At 71.1% G+C, this 15,476-nt stretch carries 12 protein-coding genes and 1 pseudogene; 7 read left to right on the plus strand and 6 right to left on the minus strand.

What is annotated here, in order from left to right; translation table 11 throughout:
• Positions 1 to 7: 7 nt before the first annotated feature.
• Entirely contained in the window at positions 8 to 799 is a 792-nt protein-coding gene (locus PV963_RS24190; RefSeq protein WP_274817847.1) for a hypothetical protein, read from the minus strand.
• A gap of 219 nt (positions 800 to 1,018) precedes the next feature.
• On the minus strand, positions 1,019 to 2,554 hold the full coding sequence (locus PV963_RS24195; RefSeq protein ID WP_274817848.1) for a fused MFS/spermidine synthase: 1,536 nt from the start codon (positions 2,552 to 2,554) through the stop codon (positions 1,019 to 1,021).
• A gap of 255 nt (positions 2,555 to 2,809) precedes the next feature.
• On the opposite strand from PV963_RS24195, the gene PV963_RS24200 reads away from it, so the two are divergent.
• The 7 genes and pseudogenes from PV963_RS24200 (at position 2,810) to PV963_RS24230 (ending at position 11,630) form a co-directional block, all read left to right on the plus strand.
• Positions 2,810 to 3,448, plus strand: coding sequence for a (2Fe-2S)-binding protein (locus tag PV963_RS24200; protein WP_274817849.1), 639 nt, complete (start codon positions 2,810 to 2,812; stop codon positions 3,446 to 3,448).
• A 13-nt stretch (positions 3,449 to 3,461) separates the two neighbouring features.
• Complete coding sequence (locus tag PV963_RS24205) at positions 3,462 to 4,442, plus strand: FAD binding domain-containing protein (RefSeq protein WP_274817850.1); 981 nt, start codon at positions 3,462 to 3,464, stop codon at positions 4,440 to 4,442.
• The gene (locus PV963_RS24210; RefSeq protein ID WP_274817851.1) at positions 4,439 to 6,670 is read left to right on the plus strand and encodes a xanthine dehydrogenase family protein molybdopterin-binding subunit; all 2,232 of its coding nucleotides are present in this window, start codon (positions 4,439 to 4,441) and stop codon (positions 6,668 to 6,670) included. The genes PV963_RS24205 and PV963_RS24210 overlap by 4 nt, the downstream gene beginning before the upstream one ends.
• A gap of 61 nt (positions 6,671 to 6,731) precedes the next feature.
• Positions 6,732 to 7,853, plus strand: a complete 1,122-nt coding sequence (locus PV963_RS24215) for an XdhC family protein (protein ID WP_274817852.1) — start codon at positions 6,732 to 6,734, stop codon at positions 7,851 to 7,853.
• A gap of 84 nt (positions 7,854 to 7,937) precedes the next feature.
• Positions 7,938 to 8,312 carry a hypothetical protein gene (locus PV963_RS24220; protein ID WP_274817853.1) on the plus strand — a complete coding sequence of 125 codons (375 nt, stop codon included), beginning with the start codon at positions 7,938 to 7,940 and terminating at the stop codon, positions 8,310 to 8,312.
• A gap of 166 nt (positions 8,313 to 8,478) precedes the next feature.
• Positions 8,479 to 8,592, plus strand: a pseudogene (locus PV963_RS24225) (DNA-binding response regulator); the annotation flags it as partial.
• A 179-nt stretch (positions 8,593 to 8,771) separates the two neighbouring features.
• Positions 8,772 to 11,630 carry a SpoIIE family protein phosphatase gene (locus PV963_RS24230; RefSeq protein ID WP_274817854.1) on the plus strand — a complete coding sequence of 953 codons (2,859 nt, stop codon included), beginning with the start codon at positions 8,772 to 8,774 and terminating at the stop codon, positions 11,628 to 11,630.
• On the opposite strand, the gene PV963_RS24235 is transcribed toward PV963_RS24230, so the two are convergent.
• From PV963_RS24235 to PV963_RS24250, 4 genes are read right to left on the minus strand one after another with little or no spacing between them, the layout of a single operon-like run.
• On the minus strand, positions 11,631 to 12,506 hold the full coding sequence (locus PV963_RS24235; protein WP_274817855.1) for a sugar phosphate isomerase/epimerase family protein: 876 nt from the start codon (positions 12,504 to 12,506) through the stop codon (positions 11,631 to 11,633).
• A complete protein-coding gene (locus PV963_RS24240) occupies positions 12,503 to 13,339 on the minus strand; it encodes an alpha/beta fold hydrolase (RefSeq protein WP_274817856.1) in 837 nt (278 codons plus the stop codon). Before PV963_RS24240 ends, PV963_RS24235 begins: the two co-directional genes overlap by 4 nt.
• Before the next feature lie 10 nt (positions 13,340 to 13,349).
• A complete protein-coding gene (locus tag PV963_RS24245; protein ID WP_274817857.1) occupies positions 13,350 to 14,426 on the minus strand; it encodes a class I mannose-6-phosphate isomerase in 1,077 nt (358 codons plus the stop codon).
• Positions 14,427 to 14,453: 27 nt separating this feature from the next.
• Positions 14,454 to 15,296 (minus strand): SDR family oxidoreductase, encoded by an 843-nt coding sequence (locus tag PV963_RS24250; RefSeq protein ID WP_274817858.1) that lies wholly within the window; start codon positions 15,294 to 15,296, stop codon positions 14,454 to 14,456.
• Between the last annotated feature and the right edge of the window lie 180 nt (positions 15,297 to 15,476).

Consider the following 15,476-nt stretch of genomic DNA (forward strand, 5'->3'; position numbering starts at 1 on the left):
ATGCGGCTCAGTGGTCGTCGCGGAGGGTGGTCGCGATGCCGTTGCTGATCACGACCTCGGCGGTGAAGCCCTTCTTGGCGGCCGTCTCCAGTTCGGCCTCGGTGCACTCGGTGCCGCCCTGGCCGCCCTCACCCGTGTTCGTGTCACCGCAGATGTCGCCGTAGCCCCAGATCTCGGTGTCCTCGGCGACGAGGAACTGCTGCTCGACGCCCTTCATGTCGGAGACCGTGTACTTGCCCGGCGCCAGGTACGAGACGTTGCCGAACCAGGTTCCGCTGACTCCCTTGCCCTCGTCGATGCCCTCGACGACGGTCTCGCGAGAGCCGGAGCCGGAGCCGGAGCCGGCCTCCTGCTGAGCGGCACGCCGCTCGGTCACCAGCGTCGCGATGCCGTTCTGCATCTCCACGTCGGCGCCCACGGCGTCCTTCTTCGTGGCCGCCTCCAGCTGGTCCGGCGTGCACGGCGCGTCCACCTTGGACCCCGCTTCGCCGCATATCGTGCCGACGCCGTAGACCTCGGTGTCGTCGGCGACCAGGAACTGCTGGTCGCCCTTGCCCGGCACGGACACGATGTACTTGCCCGGGGCGAGGTAGCTGACCTCGCCGTTCTTGAACGAGCCGCTGACGCCCTTCGCCTTCGAGCCCGGCTTTAAGTCCGACGCCTTCTCCGCGACCGCCGCCGCGCCCGCTGCGCTCTTGCCCGACGAACTGTCGCCGGTGCCGTTCTGGCACGCCGCCATCAGCAGCCCGGCGGTGATCGCGGCGGTGGCGACGGCGGCCTTGCGCAAGTGGCGGTTCATCACGGAGGTTCCTTCCGAAGTGGGGAGTGGTAGGGAGCCGGCGGCTCTGCGCCGGGTTCCCGCTCTGTGCTGACTATGAGGAGCCCCGGAGCCCTCAGGTCGCGCCCGTCTTCTCTTCAGGACACCGCCGTGACACAGCAACACATCGGCTGTGGACGGCGGTTCGTCGACGCGCCGCCTTGCGTCAGTCGGCCGTGCGTCAGTCGGCCGTGTGTCCTGTCACCGGCTGTTGCCCGGGCTGTAGGGCTGGAGGAGCTGGTCGACGGGTGCGTAGTCGTCGGTGAGCGGTTGGGCGTCGCCGATCCAGGACGTGAGGTCGTCACCGGTGGCGATCTTCCAGCCGGTCTGCCGGGCGTCCAGCGCTTCCTGGGTCGCGCGCAGGTCGACCGGCCGGTCGGAGGCGATCACCACCAGATTGCCGCCCAGGGCTGTGGCGGTCGGGTCGAGGCCGATGTCGGGGGGTTCGCCGACGAGGGCGACGTGCTCGAAGATCTCGCTGAGGGTGGCTGCTTCGGCACGTGCGAAGGCCATGCCGCCGTGGTCGATGAGGTTGGCGACGTACAGGCCGTCCTCGTCGAGCACCCGCCGTACGTCGGTCATCGCTTCCACCGTGGTGAGGTGCCACGGCACGCTGACGCCCCCGAAGGCGTCGCCGACGACGAGGTCACGGCTGTCGGTCCCCAGTCGCCGCAGGCCGAGCCTGCCGTCCTCGACGCGTACGTCGATACCGGATCCCGCTCTCAGGCCGAGTTGGTCGCGGTCGATGCGCACGACCCCATTGTCGATCTCGGATACGAGGCTGCGTGTCCCGGGCCGCGTGGCCGCGAGGTAACGGGGAAAGGTGAGCCCGCCGCCGCCCACGTGGTGGGCAGCGAGTGGCTCGCCTTCGGGAAAGGCGGCGTCGACCACCGACGCGATGGCGCGCACGTACTCGAACTCGAGGAAGGTCGGGTCGTCGATGTCGACGTAGGAGTGCCGCAGGCCGTCCAGGACGAGGGTGCGGCCGCTGTCCCGGTCGGGGTCCGCCACGACCCGTGCGCAGTGGTACCTGGTCTCCGTGTCGCAGCCACCGGGCGCGACCGTGGTGGCGAGGCCGCCGGCGACGACCACGAGTGTCAGGGCAGGGGTGCCGCTCCACCCGCGCCTGCGCCACTCGACCAGCGCAGAGCCGGCCACCAGCAGCGTGCCGAGGCCGATCAGTATGCCGCTGACCGGCAACCGCGAGACGAGGACGAAGCCGGTGAGCACGGTGCCGACGATGGCTCCGACGGTGCCGACGCCGGACAGCCGGCCGACAACCGTTCCGGTCTCGGCGAGGCTGGTGAGCCGCAACTTGGTCACGATCGGCGTCACCGCCGAGAGCAGCGTGCCCGGCACGAGGATGGTCAGCGACGCGATCAGCAAGAGCAACGCCGGCGCCCACTCCGCGGTGCTGCGCAGCACGGCGGGGGTGAGCGCCACGACCGCTCCCGACACCCCGAGCGAGGGGCCCAGGAGCCGGCGTGGATCGACCTGGTCGGCGATGCGCCCACCCATCCAGGAGCCGACGGCGATCGCGGTGAGGGCGATGCCGATCACCATGGTGCTGGTCTCGAGGGTGAGGCCGAGGTAGGGAGCCAGCAGCCGCAGAGCGACGATCTCCACCACCAGGACCGCGGCCGAGGACCCGAACACCAGCACCGCGGCGGTACGGGATCCCAGGCCGTCGTTGTGCGGCGTGCCCTCGGCGACAGGCGAGGAAGACGATCCGGTCACGGGCGACATCCTTGCATGCGGCTCATCGGACACCCTCACCGCCGACACCGGTCAGGAGCTGCCCGCGTCCCGGCCGCTCACAAAAGCAAGGGGGGACAAAACTCTCCCAGTCACAGGCGCTGCTCGCGATGCCAGACTCCCCACATGGACGGCCGCGGCAAGGCGTGCGGTCGCCCAGGTCTGCGGTGACAACGATCCCGTCTCCTGCCGTGCCGCTCTGTACGGCCGATCCGTCCGTGATGCGAAGGCGTATCCATGTCCATTGACCTCCCTGAATCTGCTGTTCCGCCCCCCACCGGATCCGGCGAGTCCTCCTCGGCGCCCAGCCGGCGCACCTTCATCGCCACGAGTGCCGCGGTCGGCGGCGCCGTCGTGGCCGGAGGGACGTTCCTCGCGGGCCCGGAAGAAGCCACCGCCGCGGGACCGGTGCCCTCCAGCCGCGTCTCCCTGACGGTCAACGGCACCCGCCGGACCGTGACGGTCGACAACCGCACCTCGCTGCTGGACCTGTTGCGCGAGCACCTCGGCCTGACCGGCTCGAAGAAGGGCTGCAACGCCGGGGCCTGCGGGGCGTGCACCGTGCTGGTCGACGGCCACCGGGTCAACTCCTGCCTGACGCTGGCCGTCCGGCTGGAGGGCGCCGAGGTCACCACCGTCGAGGGCCTGGCCGAGGGCGACCGACTGCACCCGCTGCAGCAGGCGTTCATCGACGAGGACGCCTTCCAGTGCGGCTACTGCACCCCGGGGCAGATCGTCTCGGGCGTCGGCTGCATCCAGGAGGGCCACACCGGTTCGCCGGAGGAGATCCGGGAGTGGATGAGCGGCAACATCTGCCGCTGCGGCTGCTACGTCAAGATCGTGCGCGCGGTCGAGCAGACCGCGGGCCGGAAGTAAGGAGCGGCCCGCCATGCATCCCTTCTCCTACACCCGTGTCTCCGACACCCGCGAGGCCCTCGACGCCGGTCGCCGAGGCGGCCGTTACATCGCCGGCGGCACCACGCTCGTCGACCTGATGCGCGAGACCGTCGAGCGCCCCGAGACGCTGGTCGACATCTCCGGCCTGCCGTTGCGGGAGATCCTCGTCACCAAGGAGGGCGGCCTGCGCATCGGCGCCCTGGTGCGGATGGCAGAGGCCGCCGCCCACCCCGCGGTGCGCGCCGCCTACCCGGTCGTCTCCCGGGCGCTGGAACTGAGCGCCTCGGCCCAGCTGCGCAACATGGCCACCATCGGCGGCAACATCATGCAGCGCACCCGCTGCACGTACTTCCGTGACGTGACCGCCGACTGCAACAAGCGCGAGCCGGGCTCCGGTTGCGCGGCGCTGCACGGCATCAACCGCTCGCACGCGATCCTCGGCACCTCCGACCACTGCGTCGCCACACACCCCTCCGACGTCGCCGTGGCCTTCGCGGCGCTGGAGGCGACCGTGCACCTGCTGGGCCCGGACGGAGAGCGCGAAGTCCCCTTCGCCGACTTCCTGCTGCGCCCTGGGAGCACACCGCAGCGAGAACAGGCCGTCGGACAGGGCGAGTTGATCACCACGATCGAGATCCCGGCGCTTCCGCGTCCCCTCAAGTCGGGCTATCTGAAGGTGCGCGACCGGCAGTCCTACGAGTTCGCCCTGACCTCCGCGGCGGTCGCCCTGCACATCCGGGGCGGGATCATCCGGGAGGCGAAGGTCGCCGCCGGGGGAGTGGGCACCGTCCCCTGGAAGCTGCCCGCCGTCGAACGCGCCCTCATCGGCCGGCGCCCCTCGGACGCCCTGTGGACAGCGGCCGCGCAGAAGGCGACGGAGGGGGCCCGCCCCCTCAGGCACAACCGCTTCAAGGTCGCGCTGCTGAAGCGGACCGTCGAACGCCAGCTGCGCATCGTAGGAGGTACGAAGTGAGCCCCCAGCCGCAGGCAGCCGTGGGTGCGCCGCTGTCCCGGGTGGACGGCCGGCTGAAGGTCACCGGTCAGGCGCGGTACGCCGCCGAGTTCCCCCACGCTCGAACAACCTCGCGCGGGGGGACCCCCACCGTCGACGGGGCGGTGCACGCCGTCATCGTCGACGCGAGCATCGGCCGCGGGCGTATCACCGGCGTCGACACGGCCACCGCCGAAGCCGTCCCGGGCGTACTGCGGGTGATCCACCACGGCAACGCGCCGACGCTGCCGTACCGCGACAACTCCTCCGGCTCGAACAACCTGCCCGGCCGCAAGCTGCGGGTCTTCCAGGACGACCGGGTCCTCTTCCACGGCCAGCCGGTCGCCGTCGTGGTGGCCACCACGCTGGAGGCCGCGCAGCACGGCGCGAGCCTGGTGACGGTCCGCTACGACGCCGAGCAGCCGACGACGGACCTCGCCGAGGGCGAGCCGGGCGAGCCGACCGACTACGCGCGCGGCGACGTGGAAGCCGGGCTGCGCGACGCGGACGTGCGGCTGGACCTGACGTATCGCCTGGCGCGCAACCACCACAACCCGATGGAGCCGCACGCCACCATCGCCCGCTGGGACGGCGACCGGCTCACCGTGTGGGACAAGACGCAGTGGGTGCCCGGCACGCAGTTGGAGCTGTCCACGGTGTTCGGTGTGCCGCTGGACTCCGTGCGGGTCATCAACCCCTTCGTCGGGGGCGGCTTCGGCAGCGGGCTGCGCTGCTGGCCGCACACCGTGGTCGCCGCGCTGGCCGCGCGGGTCACGGGCCGTCCGGTCAAGCTGGTCCTGACCCGCAGGCAGATGTACTTCGGCACGGGCTTCAGGCCCTCCTACGACTACCGGCTGAGCCTCGGCGGCGACCGCAACGGCCGTCTGGTCGCCGCGGACCACCGGATCGACGCGGAGACCTCGTCGTACGAGACGTTCACCGAGGCCGTCATGTCGCCCGGCCAGATGCTCTACAGCACGCCCGGCGTCCGCCAGGCCTATCGCACGGTGCCGCTGGATGTGCCCAGCCCGATCTGGATGCGCGGCCCCGGCGCCGCCACGGGGGTCTACGTCGTCGAGTCGGCCATGGACGAACTCGCCCACGAGCTCGGCATCGACCCGATCGAGCTGCGCCGCCGCAACGAGCCGGCCCAGGACCCGTCGAACAACGCGCCGTTCTCCACGCGCCGGCTGCTCGAGTGCTACACGGTCGGCGCCCGGGAGTTCGGCTGGCAGCGCCGCAACCCGAAGCCGCGCTCCACACGTGACGGCGACTGGCTGATCGGCATGGGCATGGCCGCGGGCGTGTACCACACCGCGGTCGCCCCGGCCCGGTCCCGGGCCCGCCTGCACGCCGACGGCACGGCGGTGATCGAGTGCGCCACCAGCGACATGGGCCCGGGCACCTACACCTCCCAGACCCAGGTCGCCGCCGACGCGCTCGGGCTCGCCGTGCCCGCGGTCGACTTCCGGCTCGGCGACTCCCGTTACCCCGAGACCCCGCCGCACGGCGGCTCGATGACCATGGCCAGCGTCGGCTCCGCCACGCTCGACGTCTGCAACCAGCTCCGGCAGCAGGCGATCCGACTGGCCGTCGAGGACGAGGAGTCGCCGCTGTACGGGGCGTCGCCCGAGGACATCGTCGTCCGGGGCGGCCGACTGCACGTCCAGGGCGATCCGGCGCGCGGCGAGTCGTACCAGCGACTGCTGACCCGCAACGGCCGCGCCCGCCTCGAAGCGGACACCTCCTTCACCCCGCCGAGGGGCGAGCGGCTCTCCATCAGCGGCTACGGCGCGACCTTCACCGAGGTGGCCGTCGACGCGACACTCGGGATGGTGCGGGTGCGGCGGATGCTCTCGGTGTACGACGCGGGCCGCATCATCAGCCCCAAGCTGGCGGACAGCCAGGCCATCGGCGGCATGGTGGGCGGCATCGGCCAGGCCCTGCTGGAGCACACGGTCACCGACCACCGCGACGGCCGGATCGTCAACGCCGACCTCGCCGACTACCTGGTCCCGGTCAACGCCGACGTCCCCGACCTCTGGGCGATCTACCTCGACGGGGAGGACTACGACGCCGACCCGCTCGGCGTGAAGGGCCTCGCCGAGCTCGTGATCTGCGGCGTGGCGCCCGCCATAGCCAACGCGGTCTTCAACGCCACCGGCCGCCGCGTCCGCGAACTGCCCATCACGGCGGAGGCGTTGCTCTGACGCACCGAGCCGTCTGCGTGGCGGCGGCCCGCCCCACACCCTGTGCACGAAGGACCGGTTCATGCTGAACATCGCGGACACACTGCACCGTTGGTGCCGCGACGCGCGTCCCTTCGCGTTGGCCACCGTCGTCGAGGTACGCGGCAGCGCACCCCTGCCCGTCGGCACGTCGGTCGCGGTGGACGAGGACGGCAACGCGGTCGGCAGCATCTCCGGCGGCTGCGTCGAGGGCGCGGTCCACGAACTCTGCCGGCAGGTGCTCCACGACCAGGGGGCGCCTCAGCGCGCCTGGTTCGGCTACTCCGACGACGACGCCTTCGCCGTCGGCCTGACCTGCGGCGGCGAACTCGACGTCCTCGTCCAGCGCGTCGACCCCGCGACTCGCCCGCACCTCACCACGGCCCTCGCCGACGTCGTGGAGGGCCGGCCCGCTGCCGTGGCCCAGATCGTCGAGGGCCCGGAGGAACTGCTGGGCGGGACGCTGTACGTCGACGCGGCGGGAGGCACCCGTCACGGCCCGCTGACCGGAGCGCTGCGCCGGGAGATCGGCGCCCAGGCGTTTGCGCTGCTGCGGGCCGGACGCACGGCCCGGGCGGAGGTCGGCGGGGACGCCGGCACCTGCCCGGAACGGCTGTCCGTGCTGGTCCACGTCCACGCGTCCCGCCCCCGCATGCTGATCTTCGGCGCGATCGACTTCGCGTCCGCGCTCAGCCGGGCCGGCCGCTTCCTCGGCCACCACGTCACCGTCTGCGACGCCCGCCCCGTCTTCGCCACAGCCGCCCGCTTCCCGCACGCCGACGAGATCGTGGTCGACTGGCCCCACCGCTACCTGGAACGCACGTCCGTGGACGTCCGTACCGCCGTCTGCGTCCTCACCCACGACGCCAGGTTCGACATCCCCCTGCTCCGCGTGGCCCTCACCCTCCCCGTCGGCTACATCGGCGCGATGGGCTCCCGACGTACCCACGACGAACGCCTGCGCCTCCTGAGCGAGGCAGGCGCGACCGAGGACCAGCTGGCCCGGCTGCGCTCCCCGATCGGCCTCGACCTCGGTGCCCGCACCCCCGAGGAGACAGCGATCTCCATCACAGCGGAGATCATCGCCCACACCAACCAGGGAACGGGCCTGCCCTTGTCCCACCTGTCCGGCCCGATCCACCGGGACGGGGTGCCGGCGCCCTGAGACATCTGCCCCACAAGCTGCCGGCGCAGCCGTTTCACGCCCGCGGAGGGTTCCGGGACAGGCAGCCGAATAGGATGTGGACTCATGTCGAACCCTGATGAGCTGCTCGTCGCCATTTCCGCCGCGGTGGAATCCGAGCGAAGCAATCAGATGTCACTGACCGTGGTCGTCGGCGGCGCCGTCATCACCGGCCGGCTGGCTCCCGAGGCCGTGTGGAGGGAGCGGGTGGCGGAGGTCCTGAAGGACTCGGACCGGCTCGGCCCGTTCTCCGACGTCTTCACCCGCGGCCCACGCCAGAACCGGCCCGGCCACGGCGAGACGCCCACGCACCTGCACTTCCATCTCGCCCGGATCCTGCAGGGCAGTCTCGGGATCCCCGAGACGGGCGGCATGTACCGAGTGGCGATCAAGGACGTCAGCGCCTGGACCGTGGGCGATTTCAGCTACATCGACCGGTGAGCCGCCGCGCGACGTGAGCCTGCGACGCGTGTGCCCCTTGCACGGGCCCGTGGCAGGTTGCGTCCATATCGCCCACGATCTCGACACCTGGCCCCGTGCGCGTGAGGCCGCGCGGGGCCCTGATCGGCGGAGCCTGCGCGCTGTTCGAAGCCGCTTGGGAAAGCGCATGTCGCTGCGCACCTACCGCCGCCGGGTCGCGGAGCTGCTGGCCGGCCTGGACGCGGCCTCACGTTTCCAAGCGGGAGTACGGGCGGGGGAGCTGGGCCCGACCCGCAGGTGATCGACACGGCGCGGGGTGAGCCGGTGGACATGGAGCATCACCCATATTCAGGCCGCAAGATTGGATAGTAGTGTAAATATCGCCCCGCCCAGCGGGACGGTGAGTGTGATCATATGACCACAAACGAACAGCTCGGTCAGACTCCGCCGACAGCGACGGAGGCGCCGGAAGCCGCCCGGATGCGCGTACTCAGAAGCATGGGCGACGGGCAGACCCAGGCAGAGGCGCTCCAGCTCGCGTTGCATCACGCGGTGGCCGATCTCGGCGGGCTGGGTGGCATGGTGCACCTGCGCATACCCGGGGACAGCCGGCCGTTGCACCTGGCGGCGACCGGTGGCCTGCCCCGGGAATTCGCCCAGGAGTGGGAGTCCGTCGGCTGGCAGGACGAGAGCGCACCGGTCCGGGCCCTGCGGGACGGCGAGCTCGTGTGGCTGCCCACGACCGAGACGCGGGCCCGCGCCCTTTCCGGCGGCACCGGGATCGTGGCTGTCCCGCTGCTCGCCGCAGAGGGCGGCTCGCTCGGAGTGCTTTCGGTAGTGACCGTGTGCGGGGTGCCCTCAGTCGCGCAGCGGGACTTTCTCGAGGTGCTCGCACGGTGGGTGTGCGAGCGTCTGACACATCCCGCTCCCTCCACAGGCAGCCTCGGCCCCGCATGGTGGAACGCGGAACATCTGGCCGGGCCCCGGCTCCAGCACGCGCGCGAGGCGGTCCGCGTCGGCAACTGGGACCAGAACCTCCGCACCGGCGACGTGGTCTACGACGAGGCGACGCTGACCATACTCGGCATAGACCCGGAGACCTTCGACGGACGGGTCGACACCGTTGTGGGGCTCGTCCACCCGAACGACCTGCCGCGCGTCGTGGCCGCAGTCGAGCAGGCCATCCGGCAGCGCAGCGAGTACGCGGCGGAGTACCGGCTGTGCCGGCCGGACGGCACTGTCGTCTGGGTCGAGGCCCACGCCGAGGTCGTCCTCGGGGAGGACGGCGAGCCGGCTCGCTTCGTGGGCACCGTGTGGGACACGACGCAGAAGCGCGCGGCGCTGGACTCGGTCGCCCATTCCCTGCTGCATATGAGCGACGGTTTCCTCACGGTGGATGCCGACTGGCGGATCGAGTTCGTCAACCTCCACGCCGAGCGCCTCCTCGGCCCTTCGCAGCAACTGTTCGGCCGCGTCCTGTGGGACATTCCCGGAGCCGAGGTGCCCGGTCTGGAGGACCGTTGCCGGCAGGTGGCCGCCGCGGGCGCTCCGACCGGCTTCGACGTCCAGTGGCCGACACACCGGCGTTGGTACCACCTACGTCTGGTCCCGGCGCCGGACGGTGCGACGGTGTACCTCACCGACGTGACCGAGAAGCGCCTGGCGGATGAGCAGCGCAAGGCCGCACAGCGCGCGGCCGCCCAGCGCACCACGCACATCGGGCGACTCAACACGGCGCTGGCCGAGGCGGTCGCTGTGAGCGACGTCGTGGCTACCGTCGCAGAGCGTGTCCTGCCCCTCTTCGGCGCCACCGGCCTCCTGGTGCAGCTGGTGGACGGCGAGAGCCTCCGGGTCGCGGGGAGCGCCGGGTACCCGCAGGAGTTTCTGAGCAACATCGTCGGCACGATCAGGCTGTCCGATCACAGCCCGTTCACCGACGCCGTCCACCACCGCGCCCCGCAGTACCTCGGCTCCAGGCGGGAGTTCCGCGAGCGCTACCGGGAATTCGCCGACCTCGCGTTCACGAGTGGGAAGCATGCCTGGGCGTACGTGCCCCTGATCGTCTCCGGTGGTCCCATCGGTTGCCTGGTCATCTCCTTCTCACGGCCGCGCCGGTTCGGTGAGGAGGACCAAGCCCTGCTGACCGCGCTCAGCGGGCTGGTCGCCCAAGCACTGGAACGCGCCCGCCTGTACGACGCCGAGCACACCCGCTCGCAGGAGCTGCAGCGGGGCCTGCTCCCGCTGTTTGTGCCCTCCCTGCCGGCCGTCACCACCGCTGCCCACTATGTGCCGGCCACCGAGGGCCTGGAGGTCGGCGGCGACTGGTACGACGTCATCCCCCTGTCCGCCGAACGAGTCGCGCTCGTCATCGGAGACGTCATGGGCCACGGACTGTCCGAGGCCGCCACCATGGGGCGCCTGCGCACCGCGGTACACACCCTCGTGGGACTCGAACTGCCCCCCGATGAACTGCTCTCCCACCTCAACGACCTGGTCAGCGACCTTGGCGATGACTTCTACGCCACCTGCCTGTACGCCGTCTACGACCCCACCGACCAGGTGTGCACCATCGTCCGGGCCGGACACCCCCCACCCGCCCTCGTCCAGCCCGACGGCGCCGTCCACTTCCCGCAGCTGCCTCAGAACCCACCGCTCGGCGCGGCCACGCCGCCCTTCGAGACCGTGGAGCTGAAGGTGCCTGAAGGAAGCCTGCTCGTGCTCTACACCGACGGCCTGGTCGAGTCCTCGTTCCGCGACATCGACACCGGCATGGCCAAACTGGCCGACACGCTCGCCAACGCCCAGAAGTCCGACGGGCGCGATCCGGGCGCCACGATCGCCGACCCGGACGCCGACGCCCGGCATCTCGACCAGCTGTGCACCGCGCTCACCTCCGCTCTCCTCCCCGCCAAGGAGCAGACCAGCGACGACACCGCCGTGCTCGTGGCCCGCACCCACGCTCTCGCCGCCGGGGACGTGGCGTTCTGGGAGCTTCCCGAGGATCCGATCGCCGCGGGCGAGGCCCGCGACCACATACGACAGCAGCTCACCGACTGGCAGCTGGAGGACCTCATGTGGACCACGGAGCTGATAGCCAGCGAGCTCGTCGGCAATGTCATCCGCCACGCGAGAGGCCCGGTCCGGCTGCGCCTCATCCGCAGCCGCTCGCTCATCTGCGAGGTCAACGACGGCAGCCTGACCACCCCTCACATTCGCCGCGCACTCGATACCGACGAGGGCGGCCGCGGCCTCCAGCTGATCGCCGCACTTTCCCAACGCTGGGGAACCCGCTACACCTCCCACGGCAAATGCATCTGGACGGAGCAGCTCCTGCCGTAGTCAGCCGGCGGCAGTCCGCCAGGCCGACTCGAGGGCCGTCCGGTTGGTGCGCAGGAGATCGTCCAGGTCCGTCTCGTAGAGCGAGTCCGGCACGTTGTCGGAGAAGATCTCCAGGACGCAGGGGCCGCGGTAGCCGGCGTCGTGGGCGGCGTGCAGAAGTCGGCCGACCGGGATGTCGCCGGTGCCGACGGTGCGCCGGTCCATCCGCGAGCGGGGCGTGCGCCAGTCGCTGACCTGGAGCAGGAACAGGCGGTCGGGAGCGTCGGCGAGGCCGGGGACCAGGTCCGGGTCCTGCCACAGGTTCCACAGGTCGAGGCAGACGCCCACGTTCTCGCGGTCGACCTCCTGGATGACGTCGAGCGCCTGCCGGTAGGTCCAGATGGCGGTCTCCGCGTTGAGCAGGACGGGATTGAGGGGTTCCAGCGCGATCCGTACGCCGTGGTCGGCTGCGATGTCCGCCAGTTCGCGGTGGTGGGTGACGACCTGGCGGACCGCCTCGTGCAGGTTTCCGTCGGGCGCCGGCCCGGTGTTGGTGACGAAGACCGCGCCCGGGGCGAACGGTGCGATCAGCTCCACGCTGCGGCGGAAGCGGGCCAGCCGGTCACGCCGACCGGCGGGGTCCGGCTGGGTCTCGCTGGGGAACACGGTCCGTACGAGGGGCTGGACCGAGCTGATCGGCAGTCCCGTCCCGGCGACCGAGGCGAGTTGGGTCTTGGCGCGGTCGTGGTCGTCGTGGAGCTTGGTCTCGCACAGCTCCATCGCTTCGATGCCGAGGCGGGCGTAGTGCGCCAGGTCCTCCTCGAAGGACCAGGGCATGGTGGTGAACTGGTTGACGCCGTAGGGGAAGGGGAACGGCGACGCTGTCGGGCTGTTCATACGAGTACTCCCGTGTCGTTCCCGCTGTCGGTCAGGAAGCCGGTGACCGTCCGGTGGAACTTCTCCGGCTCGTCGAAGAACAGCGCGTGGCCGCTGTGCTCGAAGAAGACGGTCCGGGCGCCCGGGAGCGCCTCGCCGACCCAGGCAGGGCCCTGCCAGGGGAACACCTGGTCCTGCCGTGCCACCAGGACCAGGCTGGGCAGCCGGAGCGTGGGCAGCAGGTCGCGCCAGTCGTGGCGGGTGTGGTCGGCCATCAGGGCGTTGCGTGCGTACGCGGGTGACTTGGCCATCTCGGCCAGGAGCAACTCCCTCTCCTGCGGGGTGGGTTCGCCCGCGAAGATGGTGCCGATCTGGTCCTCGTCGAAGGCCGGCGGGTCACAGGTGAGCTGGGTCTGCAGGGCGGCCAGGGAGGGTTCGTCGTAGCAAGTGGCGTGTGCGTGCGGCCAGTCCGGTGCGTAGTACTGGCGGGGTGCCTGCTCGACGTACACCGCGCGGGCCAGGCGGTGGCTGCCGAACAGTTCCAGATAGCTCCAGATGACCGGGCAGCCCAGTGACCAGCCCAGAACGGTGACCTCGCGCAGGTCGAGTTCTTCGAGAAGGTCGAACAGGTCCTTGGCCAGCCTCGACACGCGATAGCCGTGACGTGGTTTGCCGGAGTCGCCGTGACCGCGCAGATCGACGGTGATGACGCGGGCGTGTTCGGCGAGGGCGTCCAGGTTGCGGGTGAAGAAGCGGCCGCTGAAGCCCCAGCCGTGGATCAGGACGAGGGGAGGGCCGGTGCCCTGATCCTCGTAGTGGATGGTGACGTCGTCGCTGGTGGTGATGGTCCCCATGGATTTCCTTCTACGTGAGTGGGTCGGTGAGGCCCTCACCGAGGGCGGCCACGGCGGCGGCCCCGTGCCCCGCGGCGAGCAGGGGCGAGCGGATGTCCTGCTCCAGGTCGGGCAGGTAGCCGAGGAGGACGTCGGCGGGCCCCTGGATCCGTACGCGGCCCAGCGCGGCCGGCAGCAACAGGCTCCGTGCCCGACCGAGCCGCTCGGACCGGCCACCGGACTCCACGCTGACCGGGGCACCGGCGTTGCTGACGACCAGCGCGGTGGAGAAGTCGTGCACCAGTGGGGCCGTGGTGCCCGCCCGCCACCGCTCCAGCGCGAAGTACGGGCCGGCGCACAGCACGGTGCGCTCCACCGCGTCGTCGACCTGGATGGTCAGGCCGGAGTGGAACTCGGGGCGTGGTCCGGGACGCCACTCGTCGAGCAGCCGCCCGAGGTTGGTGTGCCACGCCGCGTCGTCCAGTTCCGAGCCGTCCTCCATGTGCCGGCGCATGGCGTGCTGCTGGATGTCGGAGGTCTGCTCGATCTCGTGGACCAGGGTGCCGGGGCCGAAACTGTGCAGGGTGCCGCCAGGCACGTAGACGGTCTGCCCGGCCCGCACCGGAAGCCGGCGCATGACCGCGTCGAAGTCCTGTGCGAGCAGAGCCTGGTGCAGCGTCTCCCGGTCCACACCGGCTTTCGTCCCCACCAGGGCGGTGGCTCCCGGGGCCGCGTCGAGGACATGCCACGCCTCGGTCTTGCCGTGGGGCTCGTCCTCCAGCCGGCGTGCGGTGTCGTCGTCGGCGTGGAGATGGACCGGGAGGGCGCCGGTGCCGTCGATGAACTTGGTCAGCACCGGGAATCGCGGGCCGCGCCACCCGCGCCCCACGAGTTCGTCGGGGTGATCCTCGACGAGCCGGCGCAGCGTGCGGCCGGCCAGCGGACCCTCCGCGACCCGTGCTCCCTCGCCGTCCACATCGCTGACCTCCCAGGTCTCGGCGACCCGGCCGTCGGGCAGGCCGGTACGGCCCAGCCGTTCGGCGAGGGCCCGACCGCCGAAGACGTGCTGCTTGACCGGGGTGGTCAACCGCAAGGGGTACCAGTCCATGGCCACTCCCTGGTTGCTGACGGGGTATCAGAGGATGGGCTGGCCGCCCGTGACCGCGATGCGCGCACCCGAGACGTACGCGGACTCGTCCGAGGCGAGCATGACGTACACGGGGGCGAGTTCGGCCGGCTGCCCGGCCCGTCCCAGTGGTGTCTGTCCGCCGAAGTCCTGGACCTGCTCGGGCGGCATCGTGGCGGGGATCAGCGGCGTCCAGATGGGCCCGGGGGCGACGCTGTTGACCCGGATGCCCCGCTCGGCGAGCGACTGGGACAGCGAGCCGACCATGTTGGCGATGCCCGCCTTCGTCGCGTTGTACGCCAGCAGGCCCGGCGGCGGCGAGTCGGAGTTCACCGAGCTGGACGCGATGATCGACGCACCCGGCTTCATGTGCGGCACCGCCGCCTTGCAGAGGTGGAACATGGCGCTGAGGTTGGTCGCCAGCGTGTGGTCCCACTCCTCGTCGGGGATCTCCTCGATCGAGTCGCGGAACATCTGGAACGCCGCGTTGCTGACCAGGACGTCGATGCGGCCGAACGCCTCCACGGCCCGTGCCACCACCTCCCGGCAGTGGGCGGGGTCGGACAGGTCGCCCGGCACCAGGACCGCCTCGCGGCCGGCCTCCTCCACCCAGCGCGCCGTGTCGCGGGCGTCGTCCTCCTCCTCGTTCAGGTGCGAGAGGAGGACATCGGCGCCCTCGCGGGCGTAGGCGATCGCGACGGCCTTGCCGATACCGCTGTCACCACCGGTGATCAGGGCTTTCTTCCCGGCCAGTCGGCCCGATCCGCGGTAGCTGTGCTCACCGTGGTCGGCCTGGGGCCGCATCGCCGCTTCGGTACCCGGAGGCTGTTGCTGCTGGGCGGGCTTGGACATGGGGGAATCCCCCTCTTTCTTTCATCGCGGGGATCGCTGCACCGGCTTCAGGCGGTAGCACCGCCGTACCCGAACGAAGAGCCGCGTCAAAGTGCGGCAAAGGGATGGGCGCCGGTGCGCCTGTCACGCCGACCGGGGTACCCGGGGCGCCTGGCCGGAAACCAGCCCCTACGGCAGTCG

This window comes from Streptomyces coeruleorubidus, assembly GCF_028885415.1.
Lineage (GTDB): Bacteria > Actinomycetota > Actinomycetes > Streptomycetales > Streptomycetaceae > Streptomyces > Streptomyces coeruleorubidus_A.